The sequence below is a fragment of the Variovorax davisae genome, assembly GCF_030316845.1.
Lineage (GTDB): Bacteria > Pseudomonadota > Gammaproteobacteria > Burkholderiales > Burkholderiaceae_C > Variovorax > Variovorax davisae.
Genome location: NZ_JASZYS010000001.1, coordinates 298310 through 314130 on the forward strand (window position 1 = coordinate 298310; position 15821 = coordinate 314130).

Annotated in this window: 19 protein-coding genes; 9 read left to right on the forward strand and 10 right to left on the reverse strand. The window is 70.3% G+C overall.

Annotated features, from left to right (window positions below; genetic code table 11):
- Positions 1-108: 108 nt before the first annotated feature.
- The 7 genes from QTI33_RS01495 (at position 109) to QTI33_RS01525 (ending at position 6148) form a co-directional block, all read left to right on the forward strand.
- A complete protein-coding gene (locus QTI33_RS01495; protein WP_286503959.1) occupies positions 109-1065 on the forward strand; it encodes a Bug family tripartite tricarboxylate transporter substrate binding protein in 957 nt (318 codons plus the stop codon).
- A complete protein-coding gene (locus QTI33_RS01500; RefSeq protein ID WP_286503960.1) occupies positions 1062-2228 on the forward strand; it encodes a CaiB/BaiF CoA transferase family protein in 1167 nt (388 codons plus the stop codon). Before QTI33_RS01495 ends, QTI33_RS01500 begins: the two co-directional genes overlap by 4 nt.
- Positions 2229-2256: 28 nt before the next feature.
- A complete protein-coding gene (locus QTI33_RS01505) occupies positions 2257-3030 on the forward strand; it encodes an enoyl-CoA hydratase (RefSeq protein WP_286503962.1) in 774 nt (257 codons plus the stop codon).
- Positions 3031-3084: 54 nt separating this feature from the next.
- On the forward strand, positions 3085-4020 hold the full coding sequence (locus QTI33_RS01510; protein ID WP_286503964.1) for a LysR family transcriptional regulator: 936 nt from the start codon (positions 3085-3087) through the stop codon (positions 4018-4020).
- 79 nt (positions 4021-4099) lie between these two features.
- Complete coding sequence (locus tag QTI33_RS01515; RefSeq protein ID WP_286503965.1) at positions 4100-4525, forward strand: ester cyclase; 426 nt, start codon at positions 4100-4102, stop codon at positions 4523-4525.
- Positions 4522-5139, forward strand: a complete 618-nt coding sequence (locus QTI33_RS01520; protein ID WP_286503966.1) for a TetR/AcrR family transcriptional regulator — start codon at positions 4522-4524, stop codon at positions 5137-5139. Before QTI33_RS01515 ends, QTI33_RS01520 begins: the two co-directional genes overlap by 4 nt.
- 73 nt (positions 5140-5212) lie before the next feature.
- Positions 5213-6148, forward strand: coding sequence for a M14 family metallopeptidase (locus QTI33_RS01525; protein WP_286503967.1), 936 nt, complete (start codon positions 5213-5215; stop codon positions 6146-6148).
- Between the two features lie 34 nt (positions 6149-6182).
- On the opposite strand, the gene QTI33_RS01530 is transcribed toward QTI33_RS01525, so the two are convergent.
- The 4 genes from QTI33_RS01530 to QTI33_RS01545 are packed head-to-tail and all read right to left on the reverse strand — an operon-like array spanning position 6183 to position 9537.
- Positions 6183-6542: a HepT-like ribonuclease domain-containing protein gene (locus QTI33_RS01530; RefSeq protein ID WP_286503968.1), complete on the reverse strand. Its 360-nt coding sequence runs from the start codon at positions 6540-6542 to the stop codon at positions 6183-6185.
- Positions 6539-6829, reverse strand: a complete 291-nt coding sequence (locus QTI33_RS01535; RefSeq protein ID WP_286503969.1) for a nucleotidyltransferase family protein — start codon at positions 6827-6829, stop codon at positions 6539-6541. The genes QTI33_RS01530 and QTI33_RS01535 overlap by 4 nt, the downstream gene beginning before the upstream one ends.
- Before the next feature lie 33 nt (positions 6830-6862).
- Complete coding sequence (locus QTI33_RS01540) at positions 6863-7726, reverse strand: M23 family metallopeptidase (protein ID WP_286503970.1); 864 nt, start codon at positions 7724-7726, stop codon at positions 6863-6865.
- Positions 7727-7734: 8 nt separating this feature from the next.
- Positions 7735-9537 (reverse strand): glutamine--tRNA ligase/YqeY domain fusion protein, encoded by a 1803-nt coding sequence (locus tag QTI33_RS01545; RefSeq protein ID WP_286503971.1) that lies wholly within the window; start codon positions 9535-9537, stop codon positions 7735-7737.
- Positions 9538-9671: 134 nt separating this feature from the next.
- On the opposite strand from QTI33_RS01545, the gene QTI33_RS01550 reads away from it, so the two are divergent.
- Positions 9672-10022 carry a hypothetical protein gene (locus QTI33_RS01550; protein WP_286503972.1) on the forward strand — a complete coding sequence of 117 codons (351 nt, stop codon included), beginning with the start codon at positions 9672-9674 and terminating at the stop codon, positions 10020-10022.
- Between the two features lie 77 nt (positions 10023-10099).
- Here the strand turns inward: QTI33_RS01550 and QTI33_RS01555 are convergent, their stop codons facing one another.
- The 6 genes from QTI33_RS01555 to QTI33_RS01580 are packed head-to-tail and all read right to left on the reverse strand — an operon-like array spanning position 10100 to position 14310.
- Positions 10100-10921 carry a LytR/AlgR family response regulator transcription factor gene (locus QTI33_RS01555; protein WP_286503973.1) on the reverse strand — a complete coding sequence of 274 codons (822 nt, stop codon included), beginning with the start codon at positions 10919-10921 and terminating at the stop codon, positions 10100-10102.
- 4 nt (positions 10922-10925) lie between these two features.
- Positions 10926-11987 (reverse strand): sensor histidine kinase, encoded by a 1062-nt coding sequence (locus QTI33_RS01560; protein WP_286503974.1) that lies wholly within the window; start codon positions 11985-11987, stop codon positions 10926-10928.
- The gene (locus QTI33_RS01565; RefSeq protein WP_286503975.1) at positions 11984-13018 is read right to left on the reverse strand and encodes an alpha/beta hydrolase family protein; all 1035 of its coding nucleotides are present in this window, start codon (positions 13016-13018) and stop codon (positions 11984-11986) included. The genes QTI33_RS01560 and QTI33_RS01565 overlap by 4 nt, the downstream gene beginning before the upstream one ends.
- Positions 13015-13308 (reverse strand): 2TM domain-containing protein, encoded by a 294-nt coding sequence (locus QTI33_RS01570; RefSeq protein WP_286503976.1) that lies wholly within the window; start codon positions 13306-13308, stop codon positions 13015-13017. The genes QTI33_RS01565 and QTI33_RS01570 overlap by 4 nt, the downstream gene beginning before the upstream one ends.
- A 24-nt stretch (positions 13309-13332) precedes the next feature.
- Positions 13333-13854 carry a DUF6622 family protein gene (locus QTI33_RS01575; RefSeq protein WP_286503977.1) on the reverse strand — a complete coding sequence of 174 codons (522 nt, stop codon included), beginning with the start codon at positions 13852-13854 and terminating at the stop codon, positions 13333-13335.
- Positions 13855-13896: 42 nt separating this feature from the next.
- Positions 13897-14310 carry a DUF2306 domain-containing protein gene (locus tag QTI33_RS01580; RefSeq protein WP_286503979.1) on the reverse strand — a complete coding sequence of 138 codons (414 nt, stop codon included), beginning with the start codon at positions 14308-14310 and terminating at the stop codon, positions 13897-13899.
- A 216-nt stretch (positions 14311-14526) separates the two neighbouring features.
- Here QTI33_RS01580 and QTI33_RS01585 point away from each other — a divergent pair, with 216 nt between their 5' ends.
- Positions 14527-15819 (forward strand): efflux RND transporter periplasmic adaptor subunit, encoded by a 1293-nt coding sequence (locus QTI33_RS01585; RefSeq protein WP_286503980.1) that lies wholly within the window; start codon positions 14527-14529, stop codon positions 15817-15819.
- The last annotated feature ends 2 nt before the right edge of the window (positions 15820-15821 follow it).

Genomic DNA, 15821 nt, shown 5'->3' on the forward strand with positions numbered 1-15821 from the left:
GCATCCATTCCATTCGGAAATGGATGCATGCGAAGCATTCGTTTGTGGGGCGCGGGGGGCGCCACTAGCATCGTTTCCATTCGAGCTTTGCAGAAATGGAGACAGACAATGCAGTGGATCACCGGTTCTCTCCTGGCCGTTGCGCTGGCCTGCCAGCCCGCGCTGGCCCAGTCGCGCGGCGACTACCCCAGCCAGCCCATCAAGATCGTGGTGCCGTTCGGCGCCGGCAGCGCATCCGACACCGTGGCGCGGGTTCTCTCCGAAGAACTGCGCCCCCGGTTCGGCACCATCGTGGTCGACAACAAGCCGGGCGCCAACGGCATCATCGGCGCTTCGTACGTGGCCAAGGCCGCCGCCGACGGCCACACGCTGGTACTGACCAGCAGCGCCACGCACTCGGGCATCGGCGCGCTCTACAAGCAGCCGGGCTACGACCCGATCGCCGACTTCGCGCACATCTCGCGCATCGCGACCATCCCGATGGTGCTCGTGGCACGGCCCGGGGCGCCGTTCAAGTCTGCGAAGGAACTGGCCGCCCAGGCGCGCAAGGCGCCGCTGCGCTACGGCTACGGCAGCGGTTCGGCGCAGATCGCCGCCGCCACCTTCAGCACCATCGCCGATGCACCGTCCGACGCGATTCCCTACAAGAGCCAGCCGCCCGCGATCACCGACCTGCTGGGCGGGCAGATCGACTACGTGCTGGCCGATGCGTCGGTCGTGACCTCGTTCCTGCAAGGCGGCCGCCTCGGCGGGCTCGCCATCACCGGAGCGCGTCGCCTGCCCGAGCTGCCCGCCGTGCCGACGATGGCAGAGGCGGGCTACAAGGACTTCGACCTGGTGGTCTGGGTCGGCCTGGCCGCGCCCGCGAAGACGCCGGCGCCGATCGTCGCCGAATGGAACCAGGAGATCCGGCGGGCGCTGCAGCGTCCCGGCGTGATGGCCAAGCTGTCGCGCCTGGGCATGGTGGCCAGCCCCAATACGGTGGACGAGCACCGGGCGTTCACGGTCGCGCAGCGCGACGTTTGGGTTTCGCGCGCCACCAAGGCGGGCATCGAGCAGCAATGACGGCCGCATCGCCTTTGCCTGCCGCAGCGGCAGGCGCGCTGGACGGCGTGCGCGTGCTCGACCTCACCTCGGTGATCATGGGGCCGGTCTGCACCCAGGTGCTGGCCGACTACGGCGCCCAGGTCGTCAAGGTGGAGCCGCCCGAGGGTGACGTCATGCGCCATGCGGGCGCCAAGGTCGAGGCCGCCATGGGTGCCATGTTCCTCCATGCCAACGAAGGCAAGCAGTCGGTGGTGATCGACCTCAAGTCGCCGGCGGCCCGGGCCCGCCTGCAGGCGATGCTGCCGTCCTTCGACGTGCTGATCCACAACATCCGGCCGCAGGCCATCCGCCGCCTCGGGCTGGACGAGGCCGCGGTGCGCGCGCTGCATCCGTCGGTCGTCTACGTCGAACTCACGGGCTACGGCGACGCCGGCCCGTGGGCGGGGCGGGCGGCCTACGACGACATCATCCAGGCACAGGTCGGGCTGGCCGACCTGCTGGGGCGCCAGTCGGGCGGCGCGCCGATGTACGTGCCGACGCTGATCGCGGACCGCGTGACCGGCCTCACCGCCGCCCACGCGACGCTGGCCGCGCTCTACCGGCGGCGCAGCACCGGGCAGGGCGAGACGGTCCGGGTGTCGATGTTCGAGACCATGGCGGCGTTCGTGCTGGGCGACCACCTCGGCGGCGCCTCCTTCGAGCCGCCCGCGGGGCCGATGGGCTACAGCCGCCTGCTGACCCGGCATCGCCGGCCCTACCGCACGCGCGACGGCTACCTGGCCGTCGTGGTCTACAACGACAAGCACTGGCGCTCGTTCTTCGAACTCGCCGGCGACCTGCAGACCTTCGAGTCCGATCCGCGCTTCCAGACCGCCGCCGCGCGGGCCGACCACTACGACGCCATCTACGCCCACCTCGCCGCCGTGCTGGCGACCCGCCCCAGCGCCGAATGGCTCGCACTGCTGCAGACGGCCGACATTCCGTGCGGCCCGGTCAACGCGATCGAGGACCTGCCGGACGATGCCCAGCTGCGCGCCGTCGGCTTCTTCGACGAGAGTCGCCACATGGCCGGCCACGCGCTGCGACGCATCGCGCCGCGCTTCCGGGCGCCGGGCCCACGGCGTGCCAGCGCGCTGCCCGCCCCCTCGATCGGCGCGCAGACCGCCGAACTGATCCCCTGACCGCCGCTTCCACCGGACACCCGCCAAGATGCCTCCTCTTCAGTATTCCTCCCTCTCCATCTCCGAACATGGCGTTGCCACGCTGCAGGTCGCGAACGGCAGCGCGCTGAACATTCTCGACAGCCCGACCATCCTCGAACTGACGCAGGCGCTGCGTAGGCTCGGCCGCGATCAGGCCGTGCGCATGCTGGTGCTGCGCGGCACGGGCGAGAAGACCTTCATCGGCGGCGCCGACATCAAGGAGTTGGCCGCGCTCGAGCCCGACACGGCGGTCGCCTTCATCACGCGGCTGCATGACCTGTGCGAGGCGGTGCGCGACTTTCCGGTGCCGACCCTCGCGCGGCTGCCCGGCTGGTGCATGGGCGGCGGCATGGAACTGGCCGCTGCCTGCGACCTCCGGATCGGCTCGACGGCGGCCCATTTCGCGATGCCGGAAGTGCGCATCGGCATCCCGTCGGTGATCCACGCCAACCTGCTGCCGCGCCTGATCGGCGAGGGCAACACCCGCTGGCTGCTGCTGAGCGGCAGCGCCATCGACGCGGCCAGGGCCCTGCAGTGGGGCTTCCTGAACGAGATGACGCCGGTCGACGGCCTCGATGCCGCGATCGACCATGCGGCCGCCGAGATCCTGCAATGCGGCCCCGCTGCCGTACGGGCGCAGAAGGCGCTGCTGCGCGGTTGGGAAGCGCCGACAATCGAACGCGGACTGAAGGACAGCATCGCCGCCTTCGGATCCATGTATGCGCAATCCGAGCCGGCCGAGTACATGCAGCGCTTCCTGGACCGCAAGCGCGCTGCCTGAGGCGCCGGGCGGCTGCGCGCAACGAGCCGAACCTTTCGCCCCCGAGGCGCCGTCATGAACCTCACCCTGAGAGAGCTGCGCGTCTTTCGCGCCGTCTACGAACTTCGCAGCTTCAGCACCGCCTCCGGCGCCATGCACATGACGCAGTCGGCCGTGAGCAAGGTGTGCCAGGAAATGGAAGCCAAGGTCGGCGGCGTGCTGTTCGAGCGCTCGTCGCGCAAGATGGCGCCGACCTCCCTGGCCGACCACCTGTACGGCTACGCCTGCGAGATCCTCGGCACCATGGACGCCGCCGAGCGCAGCCTCCGCAGCCTGCTGGACCTCGACGTCGGCGAGCTTCGCATCGCGGCCTCGCCGATGATGATGCACGGCCTGCTGACCGGGCCGGTGCGGACCTTTCACGGCCGCCATCCGGGCGTGCGCATCGGGCTGCACGAATTGTCGACCGACGAGACGGTGGCGCACGTGATCAGCGGCCAGGTCGACTTCGGCCTCGCGTCGATCCGCCAGCCGCACCCGAAGCTCAGCATCGAGCCGCTGTACGAGGAGCGCATGCAGCTGGTCTGCGCCGGCGATCACGTGCTGGCTTCGCAGGCCGAGGTGAGCTGGGAGCAGGCGGCTGCGCATCCGCACATCTCGCTGCACCGCAGCTTCAGCGTGCGCAGCACGGTGGACGGCATCCATGCGCTCAAGGGGCTCGAGGTCGCCTCGGTGATCGAGGCCGGCAGCGTGCTGTCGGTGCTCGCGCTGGTGCAGGCGGGCCTGGGTGTGGCCGTGCTGCCGGGCTACATCGAAGCTTTCGCGACCGATCTCGGGCTGGCCTGCCGCGCGCTGCCGGCCGCCGACTGCAGCCATCCGATCGCGCTCATCCAGCGCTGGAACGCGCGGCCGTCGATGGCTGCGGATCTGATGATCTCGCTGTTGAAGGCGTCGCTGGCCGGGCGCCGTGCTGCGCTCGCCGCCATAGATTTCATCAATGAACCGGGTTGAGGCCATCGAGACTGAGTTCTTGTAATGAGATTTTTGTCTCACTAGAGTTCAAGAACCGTCACCCCCGGAGGACCTGAACATGGCGCTCACCCCGACCGAGATGGACCGCAAGATCGACCAGCATTTCCGCTTCGAAGCCACGGACGATGTCGAAGGCGTGCTGGCGACGCTGTCGCCCGACGTGCTGCACGACATCGTCGGCGCTCCGTCGGGGCCGACGCACGGGCGCGACGGCGCCCGGCCTTTCTACGAAGCGCTGTTCCGGGACCTGTCCGACAGCCGTGTCGAATGCCTGCGGCGGCTCTACGGCGCCGATTTCCTGGTCGACGAATCGATCTGGCGCGGCAGGGCGCCCGGGCGACCCTTCGGCCTCGAAGGCCGTGGCCGGCCGCTGGAATTCAGGCTGCTCCATGTGGTCGAGTTCACCGACGCCGGGGACATCCGGCGCGAGAACGTGTGGCTCGATCTGGCGGCCATCGTGCAGCAGCTCCCACAGGATCCATGAGCGAAGACTCCAGCGGGAAAGCCGGCCGTCCCAACCAGCGCCGTCGCACGCGCAAGGACCTGCTGCAGGCCGCCGCGCGGCTGATGCAGGCGGGGCGCCAGCCCAGCCTCGAGGAGATCGCCGAGGCGGCGGCCGTGTCGCGGGCCACCGCCTACCGTTACTTTCCCAGCATCGAGGCGCTCCACCGCGAGGCCTCGCTCGACATCGCGGTGCCCGAGGCCGCCGCGGTGCTCGGCGACGCGCGCTCGCAGGACCCGGTGCAGCGGCTGGAACTCGTCGATGCGGCACTCAGCGGGATGATCGCCGCCAACGAGGCGCCCTTGCGCATGATGCTGGCGCAGTCGATGGAACGCGCGGTCCGCGGCGGGCACGACGCCGAATGGCCGGCGCGCCAGAACCGGCGCAGCCCGCTGATCGAGGCCGCGCTGGCCCCGGCCCGCGGCCAGTTCAGGCCGGCGGCCGTGAAGACGCTCGAGCAGGCGCTGGCGCTGGTGATCGGGACCGAATCGATGGTGGTCTGCAAGGACGTGTTGCAGCTCGACGACGCTCAGGCGCAGAAGGTCCGGCGCTGGGCGATCCGGGCGCTGGTGGAGGCGGCAAAGAAGCCTGGCTGACGCCGCCCGCCGTGCCGGATCGGCGCGCTTGTAGCAAACTGCTGCAATTCCGTCCCCTACCGAACCACCCCTCATGACCGACCCCCAACCCGCCCTCGAAGTCCTGCCGCGCGACATTTCCGCCTACCGCGAGGGCAACACGGGCATCGACTACGTACACCGGTTCGAATCCGGCCAGCCCGGTCCGCACGTGCTGATCAACGCGCTGACCCACGGCAACGAGATTTGCGGCATGGTGGCCGCCACCCATCTGCTGGACAGCGGCGTGCGGCCCCGGCTCGGCACGCTGACGGTCAGCTTCGCCCATGTCGAGGCTTACAACGCCTTCGATCCGGCCAAGCCTTTCGACAACCGGCAGATCGTCCACAACCTCAACCGCGTCTGGTCCGACGAATGGCTCGACGGCCCGGAGGACAGCCCCGAACTGCGGCGCGCCCGCGAACTGCGGCCGGTGGTGGCGGCGGCGGACCACATCCTCGACATCCACTCGACCAGCCAGGACGTGGTGCCGTTCTGGGTCTACCCGGACTTCGAGCGCAACGCGCGGGTGGCGATGGCGATCGGCCTGCCGCCGGTGCACCTGGTGATGCCGAGCGGCCTGGGCTCGGGCACGCCGCTGATCCAGCACGGCCTGCATGCCGGCGCCGATGCGCCGGGCGCCGCGATGGTGGTCGAGTGCGGCCAGCACTTCAAGCAGAGCGCGGCCGATCTGGCGACCGAAGTGACGCTGCGCTTCCTGGCGCACTTCGGCTTGATCGACAGGGCAGGGGCGAGGCCCGAAGCCGACACACAGCGCCGCTTCGAACTGCTGCAGACCCATGTGATCCAGTCCGAAGACTTCCGCTTCGTGCGCCCGCTGATCGGCTTCGAGACCTTCGCCAAGGGCGAGCTGATCGCGACCAACGGACCGGACGAGATCCGCGCGCCCTGCGACGACTGCACGATCTTCATGCCGGCACAGCGGGTGATCGTGGGGCGTGAGGCGGTGTATCTGACCAAGCCGCTCTGAGTCGGATGCGCCGCGGGCCGGCGAAGCGGGCGTTCTACGAGGACTGCAGCAGCTTCACGACCTGCACCCTGAGCGGAGGCAGATCGCGCAGGATGGTTTGCCAGACGATCGTGTGATCGACCGTGAAGTAGCCATGCGACAGCGCGTTGCGCATCTCGTACGCGAAGCGCCATGGCACATCTGAATGCGTCGCGGCAAACGCCGCGTGGTGCTTGACGATCTTGTTGCTGGCCTCACCGATCACTTCGAGGTTGCGCAGCACGGCATCCTGCGTCTTGCGGTCAGCAAGATAGCTGTCGAGAGTGGCACCGTGCGTGTAGTCGCGAATGCTGTCGATGGCCTGAAGGACGTGGCCCAGGTAGTCCGGCAGCCGCTGGGAGCCGCCGTGCTTCATACCGGCACAGCCTCGCGCAGCACCTGATCGCGAAACTTGCTTGGCAAGCCGTTGGGCGTAAGCACGTCCACCTCCATGCCCAGCAGAGTCTTCAGTTCGTGGCGGATGGCGCCGATGTCCATGAGCGTGGTCTGCGCGGTGGGCTCGACCAGCAGATCGAGATCGCTGTCGGGCCCATCGTCACCACGCAGAGCGGAGCCGAACACCCGAACGTCGCTGACATGATGGCTCAGCGCGATCTCGCGAATGCGGTCGCGATGTCGGGACAGAGCTTCTGAAGGGCGCATGCCGCCAAGTGTAGTGCGGCGGGTTCCGCGGCCTCAAGCCGCAATGAACAACGCCGGATCCACCATCGCCTGGTTCAGCATCACGCCCCAGTGCAGGTGGGGCCCGGTCACGCGGCCGGTGGCGCCCACGGCGGCCAGCCGCTCGCCGGTCTCGACCACGTCGCCGGCCTTCACGTCGATGCGGCTCAGGTGGCAGTACATCGTGAGCAGGCCGCCGCCGTGGTCGATCCAGACGGTGCCGCCGTTGAAGAAGTAGTCGCCGGTGTCGATCACCCGGCCCGGCAGCGGCGCCAGCACCGGCGTGCCGGTGGCGGCCGCGATGTCCATGCCGCTGTGCGGATTGCGCGATTGCCCGTTGAAGACGCGGCGCAGGCCGAAGGAACTGGAGCGCCGGCCCGGCACCGGCACCCGCATCTGCAGCGCCTGCGGCGCGGGTTCGCTGAAGGTGGCGATCACGGTCGCCTGGTGCGCGCGCTCGCGTTCGTAGCGCGCCTGGTCCGCGGGCGACAGGTCGACCGTGCCCGGCGCCACTTTCAGGCGCTGCTCGCTGTATTGCTTGGGTCCGATCGTGTAGTCGATCGGTCGCTCGGCGCCATCCCCCGCGCGCACCATGATGCGGGCCTTGCCCGGTACGGCCGCCAGCGGAATGCCGGCCAGCGCGGTCCATTCGATCGGGTCGCCCAGCACCAGCAGCAGGATGCCGGCCTCGGTGCGCGCCTGCGGCCGGGTCGCGGCGGGGCCGAGCGACAGCCGCGCCACGCCGCCCGGGACCTGGGCGCCATGCGGCCAGACCTGGGGTGTCTTAGCCGCGGTGCTTGCGGCCGGGGCGGCCCGGACCAGCGTCGCCGGCAGCGCCAGCAGGCCGGTCGAGCCGAGCACGAAGAAGCGGCGCTGCATGGCGTACCTCACTTGCCCCAGCTGTCCCGCATGCCCGCCGCGCGGTTGAACACGCGCTGGCCGGCGGCCGCCGCCTTGGCGTCGACCACGAAGTAGCCGTGGCGCTCGAACTGGAAGCCGGCCCCGCCCGGCGCAGCACTGGCCAGCGACGGTTCCACGAAGGCCTGGCAGGTGACCAGGCTCTCGCGGTTGAGCTCTTCGAGCAGCTCGCCGCTGCCCGGCTGGGCCGCCGCGAACAGGCGTTCGTAGAGGCGCACCTCGGCCTGCAGCGCATCGGCCGCCGCCACCCAGGTGATGTTGCCCTTGACCTTGATCGCGTCCGCGCCGGGCGTGCCGCTCTTGGTGTCGGGCACCAGCGTGGCCTGCACTTCCTGCAGCTTGCCCGAGGCGTCGCGGGTGCCGCCCGTGCAGACGATCGTGTGACCGTACTTCAGGCGCACCTTGTTGCCCGGGAACAGGCGGAAGAAGCCCTTGGGCTGCACGTCCTCGTAGTCGGTGCGCTCGATCCAGACCTCGCGCCCGATCTTGAAGCTGCGCTGGCCGCGCTCGGGGTGGTGCGGGTGTACCGGCGCCGTGCAGTCGTCGAGGAAGCCGGCGCCCATCAGCGCATCCCAGTTCGTGATGACCAGCTTGACCGGGTCCAGCACCGCCATCGCGCGCGGCGCGATCGGGTCCAGCGTGTCGCGCAGCGCAGCCTCGAGGCTCGCGTAGTCGATCCAGCCGCCGGACTTGGTGACGCCCGAACGCTCGCAGAACAGCTTCAGCGCCTCGGGCGTGTAGCCGCGGCGGCGCAGGCCGGCCAGGGTCGGCATGCGCGGGTCGTCCCAGCCGTCGACGTGGTTCTCCTCGACCAGCTGGCGCAGGCGGCGCTTGCTGGTGATCACGTGCGTGACGTTGAGCCGCGCGAATTCGTACTGCCGCGGATGCGGGGTGGCGACCAGGCCGCCTTCGGCCAGCCGGTCGAGCAGCCAGTCGTAGAAGGGCCGCTGGTCTTCGAACTCCAGCGTGCAGAAGCTGTGCGTGATCTGTTCCAGCGCGTCCTCGATCGGATGCGCGAAGGTGTACATCGGATAGATGCACCACTTGTCGCCGGTGTTGTGGTGGGTGGCGCGGCGGATCCGGTACAGCGCCGGGTCGCGCATGTTGATGTTGGGGCTCGCCATGTCGATGCGGGCCCGCAGCACGGCGGCGCCGTCGTCCAACTGGCCGTCGCGCATGGCGCGGAAGCGCGCCAGGTTGTCCTCGGGCGTGCGGTCGCGGAACGGGCTGTCGGTGCCGGGGGTGTTGAAGTCGCCGCGGTTGGCGCGGATCTGCTCGGCGCTCTGCTCGTCGACATAGGCCAGGCCGGCGCCGATCAGGTACTCGGCCGCCCGGTACATGAAGTCGAAGTAGTTACTCGCAAAGTACACATGGTCGTTGGCCTCGCCCGGCTTGGCGGGGTTGTCGGCCAGATGGGTGTCGTAGCCCAGCCATTGCACGGCGTCGCGGATGGCGTCGACGTATTCCTGCTCTTCCTTTTCGGGGTTGGTGTCGTCGAAGCGCAGATGGCAGACGCCGCCATATTCCTTCGCCAGCTCGAAGTTGAGCCAGATGCTCTTGGCGTGGCCGATGTGCAGGTAGCCGTTGGGCTCCGGCGGAAAGCGCATGCGGACCCCGGCCGGATCCTGCATGCCTTCGGCGTGATGGGCCGCGTCGCCCGGGGAGCCGCCCCATTTGCGGGTGGAATAATTGCCCTGTTCGAGGTCGCTTTCGATCACGTGGCGCAGGAAATTGCTCGGCTTGGTGCTGTCGTTGTCTGCAGGGGAAGTCATCCATCCATTCTAGGTGGGCCCCCAGGGGCGTTACCTTTGGCAACGATCTTCACGCAAGGTCGTGCACCGGGTACACACCTCGCGCGTTCAATACATACATGGGCGGCCAACACCCGCTTCACAGGAGTTTCACGATGAGCTTTACCCGCACCACCTTCTTCAAATGGGCTGCCGCCGGCGTTGTCGCCGCTGGCGCCTTGTTCGCCACGGCGTCGGCCAGTGCGGCCGTCGGCTGGTCGGTCGGCGTCAACGTGCCCGGCGTCGCGATCGGTGTCGCTACCCCGCAGCCCTACTACGCACCCGCCCCGGTGTACGTGGCGCCGGCGCCGGCCTACTACCCGCCGCCCCCGGTCTACTACCGTCCGGCCCCGGTCTACTACGCGCCGCCTGCCGCCTACTACCGTCCGGCACCAGGCTACTACCGTCCCGCCCCCGGCTACTACCGCCATCACGGGCACGGGCACGGGCACGGGTACAACCGCTGAGCGGCCGATAGCCCCTTTTTTCCTGCTGTCACCATGAAGAACCGGCCCCGTCGAACGGGCCGGTTTTTTCATGCCCGTCACATGGCACGGAACAGGTGGGCGTAGAGCCGGCTGACCGGGATCCGCTCGTCGCGGCCCCGCAGGCTGAGGTGCTGCCGGCCGGCCTCGTCTCGGTGCACGGCCTCGATCGCACTGCTGCGCACGACCACCGCGCGATGCACCTGCCAGAAGACATCGGCGTCGAGTTGCGGCAGCAACTGCTTCAGCGGCGTACGGATCAGGTATTCGTGCGCGGCGGTCAGGACGCGGACGTACTTGTCGGCCGCCTCGAAGTACAGCACCTCGTCCATCGGAACCATGCGCACCGTGGCGCCGCCGGCCTCGCTGGCGGCGATGAACCTGAGCGGTGCGCCGGCCGCGGGCGCGGCCGCTGCGGCGCCGGCCAGCAACTGGCGCCATTGGGCCAGCGTCCGCTCCAGGGCGGCCGGCTCGGAGCCGGCCGCGGGCGCCTGGGCCGCCAGCGCCTGCTGGAGCCGGGCGACGGTCTTGCGCAGCCGTTCGGCCTGCACCGGCTTGAGCACGTAGTCGATCGCCTGGGTCTCGAAGGCGCGCGCCGCGTATTCGTCGTAGGCGGTGACGAACACCAGCTGCGGCATCGGCGCCTCGTCGGCCGGCCAGGTGTCGGCCAGTTCGGCGGCGGCGCCCAGGCCGTCCTGGCCCGGCATCCGGATGTCGAGGAACAGCACCTGCGGCAGCCGCTGCAAGGCCTCCCGCACGGCGCTGGCGCCGTCGCCGACGCAGGCGACGACCTCCAGGTCGGGCCAGGCGGCGGCCAGTTCGGCGCGCAGGGCCTGCGCGAGCAGTGGTTCGTCTTCGGCGATGAGGGCGGTGGCTTTCATGCGATCAGATGGGGAATACGACGGTGGCAAGGGTTCCGCCCGCGGCCGTGGCTTCGAGCGTCAGGCGGCCGCGCGCGCCATAGACCGTGGACAGGCGCTCGCGGACCTGCGTGACGCCGAAGCCGCCGCCGTCGGACGGCGGCGCGGCGCCGAGCCCGACGCCGGTGTCGAGGATCTCGATGCGGATCTGCGGCAGGCCGTCGGAGGCGCTGTTCTCGCGCCGCGCCCTGACGCTGATCTCGCCGCCTTCGACCTTCGGCTCGAGGCCGTGGCGGATGCTGTTTTCCACCAGGGGCTGCAGCAGCAGCGGCGGCACCGGCAGCTCGCGCAGGGCCTCGGGCAGGTCGAGCGCGAAGCGCAGGCGCGGACCCATGCGCACCGACATCAGTTCGAGGTAGTCGCGCAGGCGATCGAACTCGCAGGCCAGCGGATGCGCCGTGGCGCGCGAGGCGGCGAGCGTGACGCGCAGGTAGTTGTTGAGGTGGTCGAGCATCTCGACCGCCCGCGGCGGATCGACCGTGATCAGCGCCCGCAGGTTGGCCAGTGTGTTGAACAGCATGTGCGGCTCGAGCTGGGTCTCGAGCAGCTTGAGCCGGGCCTCGCCGGCGTCGCGCTCGGCGGTGGCGATCTTGGCGATCAGGGCGGCGGCCTTGCCGCGGGCGTGGAAGTAGAAGCTGGCGGCGGCGCCGGCGACCACCGTGATGACCAGGCTGATGGTGTTGTCGCGCGAAGACGGGACGTTGCGGTAGTTGAAGAGAAAATCGCCCACCCGGTCGCCCGCCAGGAAGCCGCAGGCGATGCCGATGGCCGTCAGCAGCAGGCCGCGCCAGCCTTGCGGCCAGCCATGGCCGCGGCCGGGGCCGCCGCCTTCGCAATGGCGCTCGTCGACCAGGTAGCGGCCGAATTCGATGACGCTCCAGGTGATGGTCCCGACCGACAGGGCATAGCCGACCTGCACCAGGTAGGTCTTGTTCGGCCAGATGGCGGTGGTCAGCACCGCCACCACGCAGCAGAACGCGATGACTTGCAGGTAATGCCGGCCCGCGCTGGACCAATGGATCTTCATGGCGCCAGATTCTGGACGAAGAAGCGGGCGATGGCGCCGTAGACGGCGGGGAGGCTGGCCCGGTCGAAGCCCGGCGGGTCGTCCAGCAGCCGGGCCGCGCGCGGCGGCAGGTCGGGCGGCTGCGGCGACAGGATCGAACCGTGGCCGGCCGTCGGCATGTCGGCGATGAGCACGCAGGTCGTGCAGGCGGCGCGCACCGCGTCGATGTGCCAGGGCGGCGCCAGCCATTCGTCCTTGCCGGCACGGACCAGGCCGAGCGGGATCCGCGGCGTCGCGATCGAGCCCATGTCGATCACTGCGGCCATGGGAACGGCGGCCACGGCGGCCGTGATGCGCGGATCGGTCCAGGACTCGAGCGTGGTCTGGCTGCCCAGCTTGAACTGGATCACGCGGCGGGCGACCGCCAGGCGCATGCCGTCGAGCAGGCCGCCCGTCAGGGCGGTCGCGAGGCCGACGCAGGCCGGGAAATCCTCGGCCAGGTGGGCCTGGCAATGGGCGTCCAGCAGGGCCGGCGACCAGCGGGCGCCGGCCAGCGTGAGGGCGGTCAGCCCACCCGCCGACATGCCGTAGACGCCGACGTGGCGGAAGTCCAGCAGCGGCGCGAAGCGCGCATCGGCGGCCATCGCGTCGATCGCCTGCGACACCTCCCGGGGCCGGTGGCGCCAGGTGGCGGGACCGACGTCGCGCATGTCGCGGTAGTTGTCGCCGGCGTGTTCCGGCATCGCCACCGTGAAGCCGGCGTCGACCAGGGCGATCGCCAGGTCGGCCTGCGGCCAGGGCGAGCCGCCCGAGCCGTGCGACATGACGATCAGGTGGCCGTTGCCGCGCAGCGCAGGCGCGTCGGACGCCAGCTCGAACGAGAACGGGCCGCGGACGAAGCGGGCGACCGGCGCGGCCGTCGGGTAGAACACCGTGACCGGGCCGGTGTCCGGCGGTGCCGGCAGCACGGAGACGCCGGTGGCGGCCGAGGCCGCGTGGCCCAGGGCGCCGAGCAGCGCCAGCGCCAGCAGACGCCGCAAGCCCGCCGTCACCATGGGTCCCCCTTGGCGCCGGCGGCCAGCTTGGCGCGCTCGCGCTCGACCATGCGGCCGAGCAGCGCGCCGCCCGGCGGCAGCATCCAGACCGACAGGCCGTGGGCCAGCAAGCCGACGCCCCAGCCGAGCAGCGGGTAGATCGCCCAGCTGCGGCCGTTGGCCAGCGACAGGGCGATCAGCCCGAAGTTGACGAGGGCGTAGATCGCCGCATGGGCGAACCAGCCCAGCTTGGCCTTGGCCCGCCGCCGGGCGAGTTTTTCGATCCGTGCTTGATCGGTGGACAACATGTGGAACTCCCGGGTCGAGTGGAATCAGGCGCCGCCGACGTTGTACAGCGCGCGATCCTCGCGCATTGCCAGCTTCCAGAGCCGGAGCGAGCGGCCGGCGAAGATGCCGCTGAAGCAACCGTACATCAGGGGGACCGCGAGCGCGAAGGCGGCGTCGTGGCGGACCCCGGGATGCATCGCGAGCGTGGCTCCGACGGCGTACTTGGTGAAGAAGATGCCCATCATCAGCGCCAGCGGCACCGCGCTGCCGGCCAGGTGGAAGGTGCGCGATGCCGGCATGTAGCGGGTGCCGGGCGGCAGCCCCCGCTGGAGCACCAGCGTCAGGGCCACGAGGGCGGTGGCGGCCCAGGCCAGCAGGGCGGTCGGCGAATCGCCGAAAGCCGAGGTCACGCCGAAGATCGACAGGCCGGTCATCACGATCGGCATGACCGTCACGCGGCCCAGTCCGACTGTATTGGCGAACAGCTGCTTGGCGCCGAGCCACACCAGGGTGGCGAACAGGACGAACACCCACTTGGGCGTGTGCAGGAAGATCTGGGTCAGCATGGCGGTTCTCCGAGGGAAGGTTGAAGGAAGGACGGTTCCGGCTCAGGCGATGCCCAGCCATTGGCCCCAGACGATCTGGCCGAGATAGCGGCTCGGCAGCAGCGTGAAGGCGCCGGCGACGATGCAGGCGCTGAGGTAGGTGGCCTGCATGGCGATGCGGTGGCCGCGGATGTCGCCCTTGGCGAGCTTCCAGAAGGCGCGCGACAGGCCGAAGAAGGTGGCCGGCACCAGCAGGTGCACCAGCGTGTAGCCGCCGATGTTCGGCAACCTGAAATCGCGGATGAACAGCGCCGACAGCGCGGCCATGACGATCAGCGTGACCCAGGCGTAGCCCAGCGCGCGGTGCAGGCGCGGGCGTTGGGTCCGGCTCTGGCGGGCCCAGAGCACCACCGGCCCGAGGGCCAGGGCGGAGGCGGCGGCGGCGAGGTGGACGGCGATCACGGGGGACATCTGCATGGCGGGCTCCTGAAGGCGATGGGCGGACTGTGCCGAGGGGGCAAGGCGCCCGCCATGGCCATGCGACGAGCTGCAGCCGGGCGGCGCCAGTTGCATTCCGAGATCGCCGGACGCACGCGGTCAACGCCGGCTTTACCGCGGCTTTACGGTTCGTAGGGGCTGGGCGCTACGATTCGGCGATCCACTACGGGCTGCCGAATCCATGCCCATTCACCGATGTCGTCCCCCATTTCCGAGCCCGCAACCGACCACCTCCCCGCGATCCGCCCCGTTCCCTCTCGACGGCGGCGCTGGCTCGGCAGCCTGGTGGCGCTGGCCGTGGTGGCGGGCCTGGCCGGGGGTGCCTGGTACCTGATCAAGCGCTCCGGCGAGCCGACCGGCGGCCGGCCGAACTTCGGCGGCGCCAGTTCCACGGTCGGCCACGCGGCCGCCAAGCGCATGCAGATGCCGATCGTGATCGACGCCCTCGGCACCGTGACGCCGCTGGCCACCATCACGCTCAAGCCGCAGGTCGGCGGCGTGCTGACCGAGGTGCTCTACACCGAGGGCCAGTCGGTCGCCAAGGGCCAGCTGCTGGCCCGCATCGACCCCCGTCCCTACGAGCAGGCGCTGATGCAGGCCCAGGGCACCCGGGTGCGCGACGAAGCCCAGCTCGAGGCCGCCCGCGTGACCCTGGCGCGCTACCGCACGCTGCTGACCCAGGACTCGATCGCCCGCCAGGACGTCGACACCCAGGCGGCGCTGGTCAAGCAGCTCGAGGGCGCCGTCATCAGCGACCGCGCCGCCGAAGCGGCCGCCAAGCTCAACCTCGACTACACCCGGATCACCGCGCCGGTGGCCGGCCGCATCGGGCTGCGCACGGTCGATCCGGGCAACAACGTGGCGGCCAACGCCAGCACCGGCATCGCGGTGATCACCCAGATGAACCCGATCGACGTCCAGTTCGCGGTGCCGCAGGACCGCGTGCCCGACATCCAGGCCCAGCTCGCCAAGGGCGAAGCGCTGCAGGTCAAGGCGCTCGACCGGGTGCGCAGCGCGGTGCTCGACACCGGCGTCTTCTCGACCCTCGACAACGTGGTCGACACCAGCACCGGCACGGTGCGGGCCAAGGCGCGTTTCGCCAACAACGGCACGCCGCTGTTCCCGAACCAGTTCGTCAACGTGCAGATGGTGCTGCGCACCGTCGATGCGCTGGTGGTGCCGGTCACCGCGGTGCGCATCGGGCCCAACGGCAACTTCGTCTACGTGGTCAACGAGGACCGCACGGTGTCGGTGCGCAACGTCAAGCGTGGCGACGCCACGGTCGACGTGGTGGCGATCCTCGACGGCCTGCAGGCCGGCGAGGACGTGGTCACCGAAGGCGGCGACCGCCTGAAGGACGGCGCCCGCGTGGCGCTGCAGGGCGACAAGCCGGCGACGGCGCCGCGGCCGGGCGCTTCCGGTCCGCGCGGCCCGCGCGCACCCGGCAGTCCGGGCGGCGAGGGCAGGCGCCAGCGGCCGCCGCAGTGAGG

Coding starts and splice junctions, on each gene's coding strand:
- QTI33_RS01550 (WP_286503972.1), top strand. CDS start 9,672: ATGAGCTTTACCCGCACCACCTTCTTCAAATGGGCTGCCGCCGGCGTT.
- QTI33_RS01535 (WP_286503969.1), bottom strand. CDS start 6,829: ATGCGCCCTTCAGAAGCTCTGTCCCGACATCGCGACCGCATTCGCGAG.
- QTI33_RS01580 (WP_286503979.1), bottom strand. CDS start 14,310: ATGCAGATGTCCCCCGTGATCGCCGTCCACCTCGCCGCCGCCGCCTCC.
- QTI33_RS01540 (WP_286503970.1), bottom strand. CDS start 7,726: ATGCAGCGCCGCTTCTTCGTGCTCGGCTCGACCGGCCTGCTGGCGCTG.
- QTI33_RS01530 (WP_286503968.1), bottom strand. CDS start 6,542: ATGAAGCACGGCGGCTCCCAGCGGCTGCCGGACTACCTGGGCCACGTC.
- QTI33_RS01545 (WP_286503971.1), bottom strand. CDS start 9,537: ATGACTTCCCCTGCAGACAACGACAGCACCAAGCCGAGCAATTTCCTG.
- QTI33_RS01525 (WP_286503967.1), top strand. CDS start 5,213: ATGACCGACCCCCAACCCGCCCTCGAAGTCCTGCCGCGCGACATTTCC.
- QTI33_RS01555 (WP_286503973.1), bottom strand. CDS start 10,921: ATGAAAGCCACCGCCCTCATCGCCGAAGACGAACCACTGCTCGCGCAG.
- QTI33_RS01515 (WP_286503965.1), top strand. CDS start 4,100: ATGGCGCTCACCCCGACCGAGATGGACCGCAAGATCGACCAGCATTTC.
- QTI33_RS01560 (WP_286503974.1), bottom strand. CDS start 11,987: ATGAAGATCCATTGGTCCAGCGCGGGCCGGCATTACCTGCAAGTCATC.
- QTI33_RS01510 (WP_286503964.1), top strand. CDS start 3,085: ATGAACCTCACCCTGAGAGAGCTGCGCGTCTTTCGCGCCGTCTACGAA.
- QTI33_RS01495 (WP_286503959.1), top strand. CDS start 109: ATGCAGTGGATCACCGGTTCTCTCCTGGCCGTTGCGCTGGCCTGCCAG.
- QTI33_RS01520 (WP_286503966.1), top strand. CDS start 4,522: ATGAGCGAAGACTCCAGCGGGAAAGCCGGCCGTCCCAACCAGCGCCGT.
- QTI33_RS01575 (WP_286503977.1), bottom strand. CDS start 13,854: ATGCTGACCCAGATCTTCCTGCACACGCCCAAGTGGGTGTTCGTCCTG.
- QTI33_RS01500 (WP_286503960.1), top strand. CDS start 1,062: ATGACGGCCGCATCGCCTTTGCCTGCCGCAGCGGCAGGCGCGCTGGAC.
- QTI33_RS01505 (WP_286503962.1), top strand. CDS start 2,257: ATGCCTCCTCTTCAGTATTCCTCCCTCTCCATCTCCGAACATGGCGTT.
- QTI33_RS01570 (WP_286503976.1), bottom strand. CDS start 13,308: ATGTTGTCCACCGATCAAGCACGGATCGAAAAACTCGCCCGGCGGCGG.
- QTI33_RS01585 (WP_286503980.1), top strand. CDS start 14,527: ATGTCGTCCCCCATTTCCGAGCCCGCAACCGACCACCTCCCCGCGATC.